This window comes from Paucibacter sp. B2R-40 (genome assembly GCF_025717555.1).
In the GTDB taxonomy this organism is placed as follows: Bacteria; Pseudomonadota; Gammaproteobacteria; order Burkholderiales; family Burkholderiaceae_C; genus Paucibacter_A.
Genome location: NZ_JAJIRP010000012.1, coordinates 31,050 through 45,700, shown reverse-complemented (window position 1 = coordinate 45,700; position 14,651 = coordinate 31,050). Strand labels below are relative to the sequence as shown.

General features: G+C 60.5%; 18 protein-coding genes. 15 read left to right on the top strand and 3 right to left on the bottom strand.

The features are described 5' to 3' along the window. Positions 1–90: 90 nt before the first annotated feature. The 10 genes from slmA (at position 91) to tatC (ending at position 5,341) form a co-directional block, all read left to right on the top strand. On the top strand, positions 91–744 hold the full coding sequence (slmA, locus tag LNV09_RS21150) for a nucleoid occlusion factor SlmA (RefSeq protein WP_411969333.1): 654 nt from the start codon (positions 91–93) through the stop codon (positions 742–744). A 58-nt stretch (positions 745–802) separates the two neighbouring features. Then, positions 803–1,693, top strand: a complete 891-nt coding sequence (locus LNV09_RS21145; RefSeq protein ID WP_263559036.1) for an ATP-binding protein — start codon at positions 803–805, stop codon at positions 1,691–1,693. After that, a complete protein-coding gene (locus tag LNV09_RS21140; protein WP_263559035.1) occupies positions 1,686–2,126 on the top strand; it encodes an NUDIX domain-containing protein in 441 nt (146 codons plus the stop codon). Before LNV09_RS21145 ends, LNV09_RS21140 begins: the two co-directional genes overlap by 8 nt. A 13-nt stretch (positions 2,127–2,139) precedes the next feature. Then, on the top strand, positions 2,140–2,547 hold the full coding sequence (gene hisI / locus LNV09_RS21135; RefSeq protein WP_263559145.1) for a phosphoribosyl-AMP cyclohydrolase: 408 nt from the start codon (positions 2,140–2,142) through the stop codon (positions 2,545–2,547). Further along, positions 2,544–2,918, top strand: a complete 375-nt coding sequence (locus LNV09_RS21130) for a phosphoribosyl-ATP diphosphatase (protein ID WP_263559034.1) — start codon at positions 2,544–2,546, stop codon at positions 2,916–2,918. The genes hisI and LNV09_RS21130 overlap by 4 nt, the downstream gene beginning before the upstream one ends. Continuing rightward, positions 2,911–3,306: a DUF4870 family protein gene (locus LNV09_RS21125; RefSeq protein ID WP_263559033.1), complete on the top strand. Its 396-nt coding sequence runs from the start codon at positions 2,911–2,913 to the stop codon at positions 3,304–3,306. Before LNV09_RS21130 ends, LNV09_RS21125 begins: the two co-directional genes overlap by 8 nt. Before the next feature lie 15 nt (positions 3,307–3,321). Then, a complete protein-coding gene (locus LNV09_RS21120; RefSeq protein ID WP_263559032.1) occupies positions 3,322–3,663 on the top strand; it encodes a histidine triad nucleotide-binding protein in 342 nt (113 codons plus the stop codon). 104 nt (positions 3,664–3,767) lie between these two features. Beyond that, on the top strand, positions 3,768–4,010 hold the full coding sequence (tatA, locus tag LNV09_RS21115; protein ID WP_263534531.1) for a Sec-independent protein translocase subunit TatA: 243 nt from the start codon (positions 3,768–3,770) through the stop codon (positions 4,008–4,010). 22 nt (positions 4,011–4,032) lie between these two features. Next, positions 4,033–4,530, top strand: coding sequence for a Sec-independent protein translocase protein TatB (tatB, locus tag LNV09_RS21110; RefSeq protein WP_263559031.1), 498 nt, complete (start codon positions 4,033–4,035; stop codon positions 4,528–4,530). Positions 4,531–4,564: 34 nt separating this feature from the next. Then, positions 4,565–5,341 carry a twin-arginine translocase subunit TatC gene (gene tatC / locus LNV09_RS21105; protein ID WP_263559030.1) on the top strand — a complete coding sequence of 259 codons (777 nt, stop codon included), beginning with the start codon at positions 4,565–4,567 and terminating at the stop codon, positions 5,339–5,341. A gap of 22 nt (positions 5,342–5,363) precedes the next feature. Here tatC and LNV09_RS21100 read toward each other — a convergent pair whose 3' ends face one another. Continuing rightward, positions 5,364–6,560, bottom strand: a complete 1,197-nt coding sequence (locus tag LNV09_RS21100) for a trypsin-like peptidase domain-containing protein (RefSeq protein ID WP_263559029.1) — start codon at positions 6,558–6,560, stop codon at positions 5,364–5,366. Between the two features lie 15 nt (positions 6,561–6,575). Here LNV09_RS21100 and LNV09_RS21095 point away from each other — a divergent pair, with 15 nt between their 5' ends. Beyond that, positions 6,576–7,325: a Nif3-like dinuclear metal center hexameric protein gene (locus LNV09_RS21095; RefSeq protein WP_263559028.1), complete on the top strand. Its 750-nt coding sequence runs from the start codon at positions 6,576–6,578 to the stop codon at positions 7,323–7,325. Then, the gene (pdxA, locus tag LNV09_RS21090) at positions 7,322–8,356 is read left to right on the top strand and encodes a 4-hydroxythreonine-4-phosphate dehydrogenase PdxA (RefSeq protein WP_263559027.1); all 1,035 of its coding nucleotides are present in this window, start codon (positions 7,322–7,324) and stop codon (positions 8,354–8,356) included. The genes LNV09_RS21095 and pdxA overlap by 4 nt, the downstream gene beginning before the upstream one ends. Positions 8,357–8,386: 30 nt before the next feature. Here the strand turns inward: pdxA and LNV09_RS21085 are convergent, their stop codons facing one another. Both LNV09_RS21085 and mscL read right to left on the bottom strand, forming a co-directional pair. Beyond that, positions 8,387–10,852 (bottom strand): DUF1631 family protein, encoded by a 2,466-nt coding sequence (locus LNV09_RS21085; protein WP_263559026.1) that lies wholly within the window; start codon positions 10,850–10,852, stop codon positions 8,387–8,389. Positions 10,853–11,031: 179 nt separating this feature from the next. Beyond that, positions 11,032–11,466, bottom strand: coding sequence for a large conductance mechanosensitive channel protein MscL (mscL, locus tag LNV09_RS21080; RefSeq protein ID WP_318023312.1), 435 nt, complete (start codon positions 11,464–11,466; stop codon positions 11,032–11,034). Between the two features lie 221 nt (positions 11,467–11,687). Here mscL and petA point away from each other — a divergent pair, with 221 nt between their 5' ends. Genes petA through LNV09_RS21065 form a run of 3 tightly spaced genes read left to right on the top strand, consistent with a single transcriptional unit; the run spans position 11,688 to position 14,514 of the window. After that, positions 11,688–12,284, top strand: a complete 597-nt coding sequence (gene petA / locus LNV09_RS21075) for a ubiquinol-cytochrome c reductase iron-sulfur subunit (protein WP_263559025.1) — start codon at positions 11,688–11,690, stop codon at positions 12,282–12,284. 32 nt (positions 12,285–12,316) lie between these two features. Next, positions 12,317–13,726, top strand: coding sequence for a cytochrome b (locus LNV09_RS21070; protein ID WP_263559024.1), 1,410 nt, complete (start codon positions 12,317–12,319; stop codon positions 13,724–13,726). 17 nt (positions 13,727–13,743) lie between these two features. Continuing rightward, a complete protein-coding gene (locus LNV09_RS21065) occupies positions 13,744–14,514 on the top strand; it encodes a cytochrome c1 (protein ID WP_263559023.1) in 771 nt (256 codons plus the stop codon). Positions 14,515–14,651 lie beyond the last annotated feature (137 nt).

The window sequence follows — 14,651 nt, the reverse complement described above, 5'->3', positions numbered from 1 at the left end:
GCGGCTGTGCCAGAATCGGCCGCCGGCTGCCGTCATGGGCCGCGCGCTTTCGTGACGCGACGACTTTTTTGCGAATAACCCCAAGCCGCTATGCCCATGCCAGCCTCAGAGCCTAAACTGAATCTTGTCGCCACTGCCTTGCCAGATGCTGCCTCCGCGCCGCGCAAGCGGCCGCGACCCGGGGAGCGCCGGGTGCAGATTTTGCAAACCCTGGCCGGCATGCTGGAGCAGCCGGGCGCCGACCGCGTCACTACCGCCGCTTTGGCCGCTAAATTGGAGGTTAGCGAGGCGGCCCTGTACCGGCACTTCGCCAGCAAGGCGCAGATGTTCGAGGGGCTGATCGAATTCATCGAGAGCAGCATCTTTACGCTATTGAATCAGATCAGTGAGCGCGAAGGGTCGGGCTTGCTGCAGGCGCAAAAAATTGTCTCGATGCTCTTGCAGTTTGGCGAACGCAACCCCGGCATGACAAGGGTGATGGTCGGCGACGCGCTGGTGTACGAAAACGAGCGCCTGGTGTTGCGCATGAACCAGTTCTTCGACCGTGTGGAGTCAAGCTTGCGCCAGGTGCTGCGCAATGCGGCCGAAGCGAAGGGCTCCAGTACACCGACGGTAGACGCCAATGCGCAAGCCTCGGTGCTGGTCAGCTTCATCATCGGGCGGCTGCAGCGCTATGCGCGCAGCGGCTTCAAGCGCAGCCCGATCGAGCAGTTGGATTCGGCCTTGCGCATGTTGCTGAGCTGAATCGCAGGTCTGCCGAGGCTGGCCGCTACACTGGCCAGCCCTCTAAAGCGCGCGGACCATGGTCGATTCTTTGCAAGTTTCTCTGCAGGGTTTTCTGCAACGAGCCGAGTCCTTGCTGGCTCGCGTCGAAACTCTATTGCCGCCGGTGCTGGCGGCGCCTGACTGGCAGGCCGCGGTGGCGTTTCGCTATCGGCGCCGGCGCGGCGTGCCGGTGCTGGAGCCGGTGCGCCATGCAGCCGGCATTCGGCTGGGCGAATTGCTGGAGGTCGACACGCAAAAGCAGCGCCTGCTGCAAAACACCGAGCAATTCGTGTCCGGCCGTTTGGCCAATAACGTGCTGCTGACCGGCGCGCGCGGCACCGGCAAAAGCTCGCTGATCAAGGCCTGCTTGAACGAATTTGCGCCGCGCGGCCTGCGTCTGATCGAGGTCGACAAGGCTGATCTGGTGGATCTGCCCGATCTGGTGGACTTGGTGGCCGAGCGGCCCGAGCGCTTTGTGATCTTCTGTGACGACCTCAGCTTCGATGAAGGGGAGCTGGGCTACAAGGCGCTGAAGTCGATGCTGGACGGCTCGGTGTCGGCTGCCAGCGACAACGTCTTGATCTACGCCACCAGCAATCGCCGTCATCTCTTGCCAGAGCAGTTGAAGGATAACTTGAGCTATACGCATCAGCCGGACGGTGAGGTGCATCCAGGCGAGGCGATCGAGGAGAAGATCTCGCTGTCCGAGCGCTTCGGCCTGTGGTTGAGCTTTTACCCCTTCAGCCAGAACGAGTATCTGGCCATTGCCGCTCAATGGTTGCGTTACTTCAGCGTGCCCGAGGAGGTGATTGTGGCCGCGCGTCAGCCGGCGCTGGTGTGGGCGCTGGAGCGTGGCTCGCGTTCGGGTCGTGTGGCCTACCAGTTTGCCCGCGATCTGGCCGGGCGCGAGGGTTTGGATCATGTCTGAACGGGTGCCGGTAGACGTCGCCGTGGGCGTCTTGGTCGAGCGTGATGCACAGGGGCGCGAGGGCCGCTTTCTGCTCACCAGCCGGCCGGTGGGTAAGGTCTACGCCGGCTTTTGGGAGTTCCCCGGCGGCAAGCTTGAGGCGGGCGAAACCGTCGAGCAGGCGTTGCGCCGGGAGTTGCAAGAGGAGCTCGGCATCGAGATCGGCGCGGCCCACCCTTGGCAAGAGCTGGTGATGGACTACCCGCATGCGCGCGTGCGCCTGCATTTTTGCAAGGTGTTCGAGTGGCGCGGTGAGTTCGAGATGCGTGAGCAGCAGGCGATGGCCTGGCAAAGCCTGCCGGTGCAGGTGCAGCCGGTTTTGCCGGGCACGATTCCGGTGCTGGATTGGTTCGCGGCTGAGCGAGGTTTTGTCGGCCCCACTTATCTCGAATGAAGCCACCATTACACTGAAGCCCATGAACTGGTTGGATCAAATCAAATGGGATGCCAACGGCCTGGTGCCGGTGATCGCACAGGAGCGCAGCAGCGGTGATGTGGTGATGTTTGCCTGGATGAACCGCGCGGCGCTGGCGCGCACCCAGGAGCTCGGCGAGGCGGTGTACTGGAGCCGCTCCAGGGCCAGGCTCTGGCACAAGGGCGAGGAGTCGGGCCATACGCAGACTGTGCACGAAATGCGGCTGGATTGCGACAACGATGTCGTGCTCTTGAAAATCACCCAGAACGGCCAAAGTCCAGGTGCTCCCGGCATTGCCTGCCATACCGGGCGGCATTCCTGCTTTTATCAGCGCCTGGAGCAAGATGATTGGCTGGCGGTTGAGCCGGTGCTCAAAGACCCCGAGAGAATCTATAAATGAGTGAACAGCAAGGCCAAGTCGGCGACAACACTTTGGCCCGCATTGCGGCCGTGATCGAATCCCGCAAGCCCGGCAATGGCGGCGACCCGGCCGTCAGTTACGTGGCCAAGCTGTTCGACAAGGGGCTGGATGCCATTCTGAAGAAGATCGGCGAGGAGGCCACCGAGACGGTGATGGCCGCCAAGGATGGCGAGCCGCAAAAGCTGGTCTATGAGGTGGCCGATCTGTGGTTCCACTCCATCATCGCCCTCAGCCACTTTGGCTTGAAGCCCGAGCAGGTGCTGGCGGAACTGGCGCGCCGCGAGGGTTTGTCGGGTTTGCAAGAATTTGCCCAGCGCGGCAAAACGCAGCAGGAAGAACCGAATGACTGACGCAAACGAGGCGGTGCAAAGCATGGGCTTGGACAGCGAGCGCGAACGCAGCCTGCGCGGCGTCGGCGTGCTGAGTTACTTGCTGCATGGGGTGGTGGCCGTGGGGGCCGTGGTGCCCGGCGTGCAAGCCAGCGTCTTTCTGTTGCTGGTGGCGGTGTTGATCGATCTGATCAAGCGCGATGAGGCCCGGGGCAGTTGGCAGGCCACGCATTTCAGCTGGCGGCTGCGCAGCGTTTTGTGGGCGGGCGCGCTTTATGTGTTGACCAGCCCTTTGTTTTTGCTCTTTTTCGTGCCCGGCTGGATAGCCTGGGCCCTCGTGTCGCTCTGGTTCCTCTACCGCATTGTGCGCGGCTGGACCGCGATGAATGCTGGCCGCGCCATGCCCTGAATCTGGATCAAAGTTATGTCACACGACTGCCTGTTCTGCAAAATCATCGCTGGCCAGATCCCCAGCCGCAAGGCCTATGAGGATGAATTGGTGCTGGCCTTTCATGACATCCACCCCTGGGCGCCCGTGCATCTGCTGATCGTGCCCAAGCAGCACATCGCAATGATGAGCGATGTGGGGCCGGAGCATCAACAATTGCTGGGTCATATGGCGGTGCTGGCGCCCAAGCTGATGCGGGAGCTGGGGGTGACGAATGGCTTTCGTACCGTCATCAACACCGGGCCGGACGGCGGCCAAGAGGTCTACCACCTGCATATGCATGTGATGGGTGGGCCGCGGCCCTGGCTGAAAGGTTGATCAAGCATTTAGCGAGGTTTGATCTGTGACATCGTCATATGTCGCCCGAGCGATTTGTCATGTGGCCCAACTAGAATGCCAAGATTGTCTGTAGGAGTTGAATAATGGGTTCGTTTAGTATTTGGCACTGGCTGATCGTGTTGGTGATCGTCGTGCTGGTGTTTGGCACCAAGAAGCTCAAGAACATCGGCAGCGACCTGGGTGGTGCCGTCAAAGGCTTTAAAGACGGTATGAAGGACGGTGGTGCAGACGCAGCCCCGACGTCGACCGCCCCTGCGCAACAAGTTACCAGCAATAAGACGGCCGACAGCAATACGGTGGACGTCGAGGCCAAGACCAAGTCTTGATGGACAGCCGGTTTGACGCTGCATGATTGACTTCGGATTTGACAAGCTGGCGCTGATAGGCGCGGTGGCCCTGATCGTGATCGGCCCCGAGCGTCTGCCTCGGGTGGCGCGTACCGTCGGCCACCTGATCGGCAAGGCGCAGCGCTATGTGTCTGACGTCAAGGCCGAGGTGAGCCGCTCGATCGAGCTCGAAGAGCTCAAGAAGATGAAGACCGAGATGGAGACAGCGGCACGCGATGTGGGCCAGGCTGTTCAGCAAGAGGTCGATGGTGCGAATCAGGCGTTCGCGCAGACTTGGTCCGATCTCGGCGATAACAGCATCGCCGGTGGGCATGGTTATGAGGGGAACGCCTTCGGTGTCCCGGCTTATAAGCGACCCAAGAAGAACTGGCGTTTGAAGCGTGGTGCCATGCCGCAGTGGTACAAGCAGCAGCAAGGCGTGCGCCGTCATGCGCAATCCGGCGCGGCCAGGGTGGCACGCTACCGTCCTGTTGGCGCAGCGCTTCGCCGTCCGACCTAAATTGAATCAAGCCAGATAGCGACGCCAATTCCGCATGAGCAATGACAGCAAGCCCGACGACGAACTCGCCGGCACCGAACAACCCTTTGTCTCCCACCTGATCGAATTGCGCGACCGTTTGGTGCGCGCTTCGATTGCGGTGGCAATTGCCTTCGGTGTGTTGGCTTTCTTCCCTGGCCCCTCGGCCTTGTATGACATGCTGGCGGCACCCTTGGTGGCGCAATTGCCGGCCGGCTCGACGCTGATCGCGACCAATGTGATCTCGCCCTTTTTGGTGCCTTTGAAGATCACCTTGATGGCGGCGTTCATGATTGCCTTGCCCATCGTGCTCTATCAAATCTGGGCTTTTGTGGCGCCGGGTTTGTACTCGCATGAAAAGCGTCTGGTGCTGCCCTTGGTGTTTTCCAGCACCGTGTTGTTCTTCATTGGCGTGGCGTTTTGCTACTTCTTTGTGTTCGGGCAGGTTTTTAAATTCATCCAGAGCTTTGCGCCCAAGAGCATCACGGCGGCGCCCGATATCGAGGCCTATCTGAGTTTTGTGTTGTCGATGTTCATTGCCTTCGGCGCGGCGTTTGAGGTGCCGATCGTGGTGGTCTTGCTGGTCCGCATGGGCTTGGTGACGGTCGAAAAGTTGCGCGAATTTCGCGGCTACTTCATTGTCTTGGCCTTCGTGATTGCCGCCATCATCACGCCACCCGATGTGGTGTCGCAGCTGGCGCTGGCGATTCCGATGTGCATCTTGTATGAGCTCGGTGTCTTCGCGGCCGGCTATTTCAACCAGTATTCGAAGGCACCGGACGAGCAAGCTTGAGGTGCCGGGTCTAGCGCTGGGCCTAGCGCTCGCCGTCCGAGGCCTGTAGCGGCTGTGGCTGTGGCTTGGGCCGCTGCCCCACCATGACCTCAATCTCGATCTGCCGCTCGCCACGTTGTACGGCCAGTGTCGCCGGCTTGAGTGGCGGCAACGCCGCCACCGCCGCCAATAGCTGAGCCGGATTTTGGACGGCGGTACGGCCCACCTTGGTCATCACATCGCCTGGCTTGACGCCAGCCTTGGCGGCCGGCGCATTGGCCAGCACACCACTGATCAGCACACCTGACGTCAACGGCAGCTTGAAGGCCTCGGCAAACTCAGGCGTGAGCTCGCGAGTCTGCACGCCGATCCAGCCCCGCGCGACCTCACCGTCGCGCAACAAGGCGTCCATTACCAGCCGCGCCGAGCTGATCGGAATGGCAAAACCGATGCCGAGGCTGCCGCCATTGCGTGAGTAAATCGCAGTGTTGATGCCGACCAAGTTGCCGTCTACGTCGACCAGCGCACCGCCCGAATTGCCGGGGTTGATGGCCGCATCGGTTTGAATGAAGTTCTCGAAGGTATTGATGCCCAACTGGCTGCGACCCAGCGCGCTGACGATGCCCGAGGTCACCGTCTGCCCGACGTTGAAGGGGTTGCCTATGGCCAGCACCACATCGCCGACTTGCAAGCTGTCCGCCGTGCCGAGGTGAATCACAGGCAGGCGTTCGAGCGCTATCTTCAAGACTGCCAAATCGCTTTCTGGGTCGGTGCCGATCAGCGTGGCGCGCGCTTGGCGGCCATCGGTCAGCATCACGTCGATGTCCGAGGCGCCTTCGACCACATGATTATTCGTCAGCAAATAGCCGTCGGCGGAGACGATCACGCCCGAGCCCAAGCCGGTTTGCGGTCGCACAGCTTCTTTGCCCCGGCCACGCTGCCCGAAGTGGAATTTGAACCAGGGGTCTTGAGCTTCGCTATTGCGCGGCGGCGCCTTGTTGGCGGTGATGCTGACGACGGCGGGCGCGGCGCGGCGTGAAGCCAGGCTATAGCCGGCGCGCTGCCCGCTGCTGGCTGCGAGGGCGGGCGGGTAGGCGGCCGACAATGCCGGTTGATTGGCCGCAGGTAAGGCTGGATTCGTGGTTGGGCGCAGCCATTCGGGCTTGAGCGTGCTCAGCACAAAAAGAATGGCCATCACCACGGTCGTGGTCTGAGCGAAAATCAACCAAAGCTTACGCACTCGCAAAATCTCCCCATGCCTCAACGTCACGTCATCGATCTCCATCTGAAACGCCTGCTGGAGGTCGATCGGTTCAAGGATTATGGGCCGAACGGCTTGCAGGTCGAGGGTCGCGCCGAGATTCGGCACATCGTCTGCGGGGTCACCGCCAGCTTGGGGTTGATCGAGGCCGCGATCGCGGCCGGCGCCGATGCGATCCTGGTCCATCATGGTCTGTTCTGGCGCGGCCAGGATGGTCGCGTCACCGGCTGGATGAAGCAGCGACTGGCTCGCTTGCTGGCCGCCGATGTCAATTTGTTCGCCTACCATTTGCCGCTCGACACGCATGCCGAACTCGGCAATAACGCGCAGCTTGGGCGGCTTATGGGCTGGCAGGCAGATGCTAGGTTTGGTGAGCAGGAGCTGGGCTTCGCCGGCAATTTGGCGGCGCCGCAGTCGCTGCCCGAATTGAGTTCGCAATTGGAGTTGCAGTTGCAGCGCCAGGTGCTGGTGGTGGGCGGCGATGGTCGCCCGCTGCGGCGACTGGGCTGGTGCACGGGCGGCGCACAAAGCTATTTTGAGGCCGCGATTGCGGCCGGCGTGGATGCTTTTGTGACCGGCGAAATCTCCGAGCCGCAAGCCCATTTGGCGGCCGAGACCGGGGTTGCTTTCATTGCCGCCGGCCACCATGCGACCGAGCGTTATGGTGTGCAGGCGGTGTCCGCGCATTTGGCGCGTGAGCTGGGCGTGACCCAGCAATTTATCGATATTGCGAATCCGGCATGAGCAAGTCGCACGCCGGCAAGCGGGTCTTGGTCACCATGGGCGACCTGTGCGGTATCGGCCCGGAAATTGTGGCCATGGCGCTTGGCCATCCGCAGGCCGGCATGGCCGCTCAGCTGTGCGTGGTCGGTGATGCCGCAGTGATGCGCCGCGCGATGGCTTGGGCGGGCGTGCAGCGGCCCTTGCTGCGCTTGAGTTCGCTGGATGAGCTTGAAAACTTGCCTCCTCACAGTGTCGCGCTTTGGCAGCCCGAGGGCTTGCCGCAGGGGCTGCTGGACTGTGCTATCGGCCAGATCGCGGCAAAGGCAGGCGCAGCAGCAGCGCATTGCGTAGAAGCGGCCGTAGCTGCGATCCAGGCGGGCGCGGCCGACGCTTTGGTGACGGCGCCTATCCACAAGGAAGCGCTGCATGCGGCGGGCATCGGCTATCCGGGCCACACGGAGATGCTGCAGGCCTTGGCCGCCTTGGATGGCGCACCCGCGCCGGTGCGCATGATGCTCGCCAATAACGAGTTACGTACCGTGTTGGTGACCATTCACTGCTCGCTTCGCAAGGCGATCGAGCTGATCAATGTCGACAGCGTGCTGGAGACCTTGCGGATTGCACAAGCTGCGATGCTGAAATTTGGCATTGCAGCGCCGCGCATCGCCGTGGCAGGTTTGAACCCTCATGCAGGTGAGGGCGGCCTGTTCGGCGATGAAGAGATTTTGCATATTGCGCCGGCGATCGCGCTGGCGCGCGCCGAAGGTATCGCTGCCAGCGGCCCGTTTGCGCCCGATACCGTCTTTATGCGGGCACGCAATGCTGCAGGGCACCCGGGCGAGTTCGATGTGGTGGTGGCCATGACCCATGACCATGGCCTGATCCCGGTCAAATATCTGGGCGTTGAGCAGGGCGTCAATGTGACCTTGGGCCTGCCCTTTGTGCGCACCAGTCCGGATCACGGCACTGCCTTTGATCTGGCCGGCAGTGGCCGAGCCGATGCGTCTAGCCTTAGGGCCGCATTGAATATGGCTTGTGAACTGCTGCCCTGAAAACCGCGTAGGCGCTAGCCGCCAAGAGCCTCAGGCCTTGATGGCGGCTAACTGCTTGCGTGCACGGGAGATGGCGCGCTCCATCAGGTAGGCATTCTCGAACGCGCGCATCCGTTTGGCTTCGCATAGGCGCTTGAGCATGCGTGCGGTCATGGTGACCGTTTCCTGATGCTTGGCGCCTTGCGTGAAGATGAAAAAGCTGCGCCCGGCGCTGATATGGGCCAGCCGCACCTTGTGCCATTGATCGCCGGTGTGCATTTGATAGGCAAAACCCAGTTGCAAATGCTCGATCAGCAACTCGCCCTCGCTGGGCTCGGGGGCGTCGGTGGCAGCGGGCAAGCCCTCGATGCTGATGTCCACCGCCTGCAAGGGCGCATCGGCGCTCAGGTCGATGTCAATCTCACCTGACCAATCAACGCCGGACTCTTTGATCAGGCCCAGCGACGCGGCCTCGGCGGCGCTCAAGCGCGCGGACAAGTCAGCATCTTGCGGCATGGCGCCAGCGCTATCGGCGCTCAAATCTTGTTCGGCTGGCGGCGCGCTGCCAAAGACGCCGTCGAGTTGCTTGGACAGCAAATTGGCCTCAAGGGCGCTGAGGGCCTGGCCTTTCAAAGATTCGGCATGGGCGGGCAGCAGTTGGCCGAAGAAGGCATTGCGTGCGGGCTCTGGCCAGGCGATCAAGTCCAGGCCTTCGTTGAGGGTCTGCATCAACTTGGGCAATGCGCCCAAGAAAGCCTGCCTTTGGGCCGTGCCGGCCTTGGCTTGCACACTCATGACCAAGTCGCGGCCAAACTGCCGTATGCGTTGCGTGCGCTCTGGCGTGCTGGCGCTGTCGCGGCTGACCAGCACGATGACTTGACTCCATGCCTGCGACAAAAAGTCGCGAATGAAATCCGGCATGGCAACCGGCGTCAAGGCGGATTGCAGTTGCTTTGAATATTGCTGCTGCAGGCGCAAATCGACTTCTTTGCGGGCCAGCAGCGTGGCGGCATCCCCTTGTTGACTCAGCGCCTTGCCGACCTGATCGGCAATGAACTGTTCGAGTGCATCCAGCTTGCTCTCGTAAACATCCATGCGATCAAAGTCGCCGTTGGCAACGTCCTGCACCAGCTCCCGCACATGGGCCAAGAAGGCCAGACCTGGATCCTCGCTGAAATCATCAAAGGCACAGGCGAGCGAAGCCATGCGATTGATGAAGCGGCGCACCGGATGCCGACGCGATGAAAAGAATGTTTGATCGCCCAGCGCAGCGCGCAAGACCGGCAATTGCAAGCTGGCGAGCAGCCGGGCCATCTGAGGCGGGACCTTGGGGTCGGACAAGACTTGATCGAACAAGCTGCTGACCACATCGATCACCATGTGGTCGAGCCGCCCGGTGGCTGCCTCGCGCAATTCCTCTCGGTGCAGGTGAATCAAATTGGGGGGCGCTGTGCCCTGCCAGTTTGAAGCGCTGAAGTCCTCGTTCCAGCGCCCGCCCGAGCTCAGCTCGCCGAGCTGAGAGTAGCCTCCAGGCTGATTTTCACTAGCCGCCGTCCATTGGGCTGGGCCTTGGCTGGGAACACTTAGACCGGGAGCCGCTAGTCCGGTAGGCACATGGGCCAAACGACGCAGCAAGTCCATCAATTGGGCGTCGACAGCGCCCAGACTGCCCGAGGCTTGGGAGGCATAGCCTTGTGGCCCGCCGCCGAAGTTGCCGCCCCCACTGCCAGTGCTACCGCCACCGCCGCCGCCACCAAAGCCACTGCCGTGGCCATGGCCACCGCAATGTCCGGAGTTGCCAAATTTGCCGCCAATGCTCGCCCCTTCATCCAAGGCGCCGGCCTGGCTATGACCAGACAGCGTGTGCGCGCGACTGGACGGGCTTGAATCAGAGCCTCTTACGCGCAGATCTTGCGGACGCAGGCCGCGATTGCGAAACAGTTCGGCGATGTCTGCGTAGCAAATGCGCATTTCCTGGGCCAGGGCACGCGTCAGCTCATCGATCAGGATTTGCCTGATGTCAGCCTCCTCGGTGACCGCCTGGACCGCTGCCAGCAATGCTTGCCCTATCAATTCGGGGCGCAGCGGGTTGCGTTCTCCAATGCGCAGCCCGCTCATATAGGACTCGACTTCGCGCAACTCCCACTCGCTTTGATGGCCGATGGCCAGGCCGATGCGGTCGCCGACCACCAAGGCGTCGACCTGCTCGTCATCCATCAAGGACAACTCGCCCCAGTCTTTCTTGGCAGCAGAGCCGGAGTCAGCCTTGACCGTTTGTTCCTGGCCCAACTGGGTGCGCAGTGACTGGTAGAACTGCTGACCAAACAAGGCTTGCTGTTTGCGGAACAAAAACTGAGCCGCCAGCAAGGCCTCGCGCCGTTTGACTTGGCCCGCAGAAAGGGCGGACAGCCCCAAACCCTCGGCGCAGCGTTCGGCTGCTTGGTCGCCTGCCGTGCGAATACGCTGGACGGCGGCTTCCAGATGAGGGTTCAGTCGACTGAGTTCGGGCGCGTGCATGAATTTGCTTGGCGATATTTGTAGCTTGGTTGCCACAGTCTATATGAGGCAAGTATCGAGCTTAAATCGCTTGGCCGCTGCCAGCGAGACGAGATTGGCTGGCTCAACTGTCAAATAGCTAACGCCTTGTTGCGCTGAAACTTTCGCTTACAAGTGGGGCCGCCAGATGCTTGCCTGGCTTAGCGCTTCAACGAGTCGCGAATCTCGCGCAGCAGGACGATGTCTTCGGGCGTCACGACAGGCACTTCCGCTGCGGCTGGCTCACTGCGCTTGAGTCGATTGATCTGCCGAATCATCATGAAAATGATGAAGGCGAGGATGATGAAATTCAGCAGCACGGTGAGGAAGCTGCCATAGGCAAACAAAGGCACGCCCGCTTTGCTGAGGGCTTCGTAAGTGGCGGGCCCTTTGTAGTCGGCCGGCGGGCTGGCCAAGGTGATGAAGTAGTTCGAGAAATCCAGGCCGCCGACAATGCGACCAATGACCGGCATGATCAAGTCCTTGACGACAGAGTCGACGATCTTGCCGAAAGCGCCGCCGATGATCACGCCGACAGCCAAGTCAACCACATTGCCCTTGACGGCAAATTCTCTGAATTCTGACAACATTCCCATAAATCGCTCCAATGACGCCACGAGGGCGGGTTTGCATTAAATTGAGCACCGAGTCAGCAGCTTGTCGCCTGCGGGTGACGGGTGCTCACTTTGGCGTAAAAACGCCGCTATTGTCGTGTGAAAATACATCGGCTTAAGGATGGTGCCGCCAATAGGCGATGCCGTCCGTTAGAATCTCGGGTTGACCCCGATCAGAAGTGAAGTCTCGTTTGAGGATGCCCATGAGTGACCAGCAAGTGGACCACGGTAAGCGTACTTGGCTAATAGCCACCAGTTGCGCCGGTGCCGTTGGCGGTGTAGCCGTCGCCGTACCTTTCGTTAGTTCTTTCGCCCCGTCCGAGCGCGCCAAGGCCGCCGGAGCTGCGGTGGAAGTTGATATCAGCGCCATCAAGCCGGGCGAGAAATTGACCGTCGAGTGGCGCGGCAAGCCTGTTTGGATCGTGCGTCGCACGCCCGAACAGGTGGCTGCCTTGAGTGGCCATGACGCCGAATTGGCAGATCCTATGTCCAAGCGAACGGCGTTCCCTACGCCGGAGTACGCCAGAAACGAGGCTCGGTCGATCAAGCCCGAGTTCATGGTGGCGGTCGGTATTTGCTCGCACTTGGGTTGTTCGCCCAGCGAGAAGTTCACGGCCGGCCCTCAGCCTTCGCTGCCGGATGACTGGCGCGGCGGCTTTTTGTGCCCTTGCCATGGTTCGACCTTTGACTTGGCGGGCCGCGTATTCAAGAACAAGCCGGCGCCCGATAACCTCGAAGTGCCTCCCCATATGTACCTGTCCGACACCAAGATCATCATTGGTGAAGACAAGCCGGCTTAATCGCCGCATTAGGCTAAAGGACAGAGGTCAACATGGCTGAATTCAAAGAAGCTCCTGCAGGCGCACCGATGGGTGAGCAGCTCCTGACTTGGGTGGATAACCGTTTCCCGGCGAGCAAGCTTTATAAAGAGCATTTGTCGGAGTATTACGCTCCGAAAAACTTCAACTGGTGGTACATCTTCGGCTCGCTGGCCCTGGTGGTGCTGGTGATTCAAATCGTCTCAGGTATTTTCCTGGTGATGCATTACAAGCCCGATGCGGCGCTGGCGTTCGCGTCGGTTGAGTACATCATGCGTGATGTGCCCTGGGGCTGGTTGATCCGCTATATGCACTCAACCGGCGCGTCGGCGTTTTTCATCATCGTCTACTTGCATATGTACCGGGGCCTGATTTACGGCTCCTACCGCAAGCCGCGCGAGCTGGTGTGGATCTTCGGTTGCGGCATCTTCTTGTGTTTGATGGCCGAGGCCTTCATGGGCTATTTGCTGCCCTGGGGCCAGATGTCCTACTGGGGCGCGCAGGTGATCGTGAACTTGTTCGCGGCCGTGCCTTTCATCGGCCCGGATCTGGCTTTGCTGATTCGCGGTGACTTTGTGGTGGGTGACGCGACGCTGAATCGCTTCTTCGCCTTCCACGTGATTGCCGTGCCGCTGGTGTTGCTGGGCTTGGTGGTTGCGCACATCATTGCGCTGCACGAAGTCGGCTCGAACAATCCGGACGGCGTCGAGATCAAGGGCCCCAAAGCGCCCAAGGACGCCAACGGTCATCCGCTCGACGGCATCCCGTTCCACCCTTATTACAGCGTGCATGACATCTATGCCCTGAGCCTGTTCTTGATGGTGTTTACGGCGATCATTTTCTTTGCCCCTGAAATGGGTGGTTACTTCCTCGAGTACAACAACTTCATCCCGGCTGATCCATTGAAGACCCCGGCTCACATTGCACCGGTCTGGTATTTCACGCCTTTTTACTCGATGTTGCGTGCCACCAATGACACGCTGATCAATGTACTGGTCGGCATCATTGGCCTGTCGGCGATCTTGGCGGTCTTGAAGGGTAGTTTCTCTGGCAAGGCCAAAGTGGTGGTCTTGGTTGCTGCCTTGGTGGCAGCCGCGCTGCTGAAGACGTTCGACGCCAAGTTCTGGGGTGTGGTGGTGATGGGTGGCGCGGTCGTGATTCTGTTCGTCTTGCCTTGGCTGGATCACAGCCCGGTCAAATCGATCCGTTATCGTCCTGACTGGCACAAGTATGTGTACGCCGTGTTCGTCGTGTTCTTCTTGGTGTTGGGTTATCTGGGCATTCAGCCGCCTACCGATGCGGGCACGCTGGTGGCGCAGATCGGCACTTTGTACTACTTTGGCTTCTTCTTGTTGATGCCTTGGTGGAGCAAATTGGGCACGCCTAAGGCTGTGCCTGATCGTGTGACCTTCCACGCCCACTGAGCCTCGGAGTACAAAGAATGAAAAAACTCATCGCGACTTTGCTGACTTGTTTTGGCTTGGTGTCCGGCGCCTTTGCCAATGCGGGCGGCATCGAATGGGACAAGTTCCCGAAAGAGAAGATGCAGGACATGGCAGCGCTGCAGAATGGCGCGAAGCTGTTCGTCAACTATTGCCTGAACTGCCATTCCGCTGCGTTCATGCGCTACAACCGCATGCGTGACCTTGGATTGACCGAGTTGCAGATCAAGAACAACCTGATGTTCGCCACCGACAAGGTGGGCGACACGATGAAGGTTGCGATGGATCCGCGCCAGGCCAAAGAATGGTTTGGCGCTGCGCCGCCGGATTTGACTGTCATTGCACGCTCGCGAGCCGATGGCGCCAAGGGCTCTGGTGCTGACTACCTGTACACCTATCTGCGCAGCTACTACGCTGATGACACCAAGGCCACCGGCTGGAACAACTTGGCCTTCCCAAGTGTGGCGATGCCGCATGTCTTGTGGGAACTGCAGGGAACACGTGGCGCCAATTTTGCCGAGGAGTCCGACCCGCATGACCACGCCAAGAAGATCCACGTCTTCAAGGGCTACGAGCAACTGACGCCGGGTAGCTTGACGCCCGCCCAATATGACAATGCCGTGGCAGACTTGGTGGCCTATCTGCAGTGGATGGGTGAGCCGGCGCAGGCGCAGCGTTTCCGCCTTGGCGTGATGGTGCTGTTGTTCCTGCTGGTGTTCACCGTCTTTGCATGGCGCCTGAATGCGTCGTATTGGAAAGACGTGAAGTAGTCGATCAGGCCTGGGCTTTGCCCGGCCGAAAGCGCAGTGGGATGCTTGCGAAAGCTCCCACTGCGTTTGCATTTTGTGCGGATTCGATCAGTTAAGTCCGCAACCCTTTTCACCTCACTCTTTGGGAGCCTGCCGCC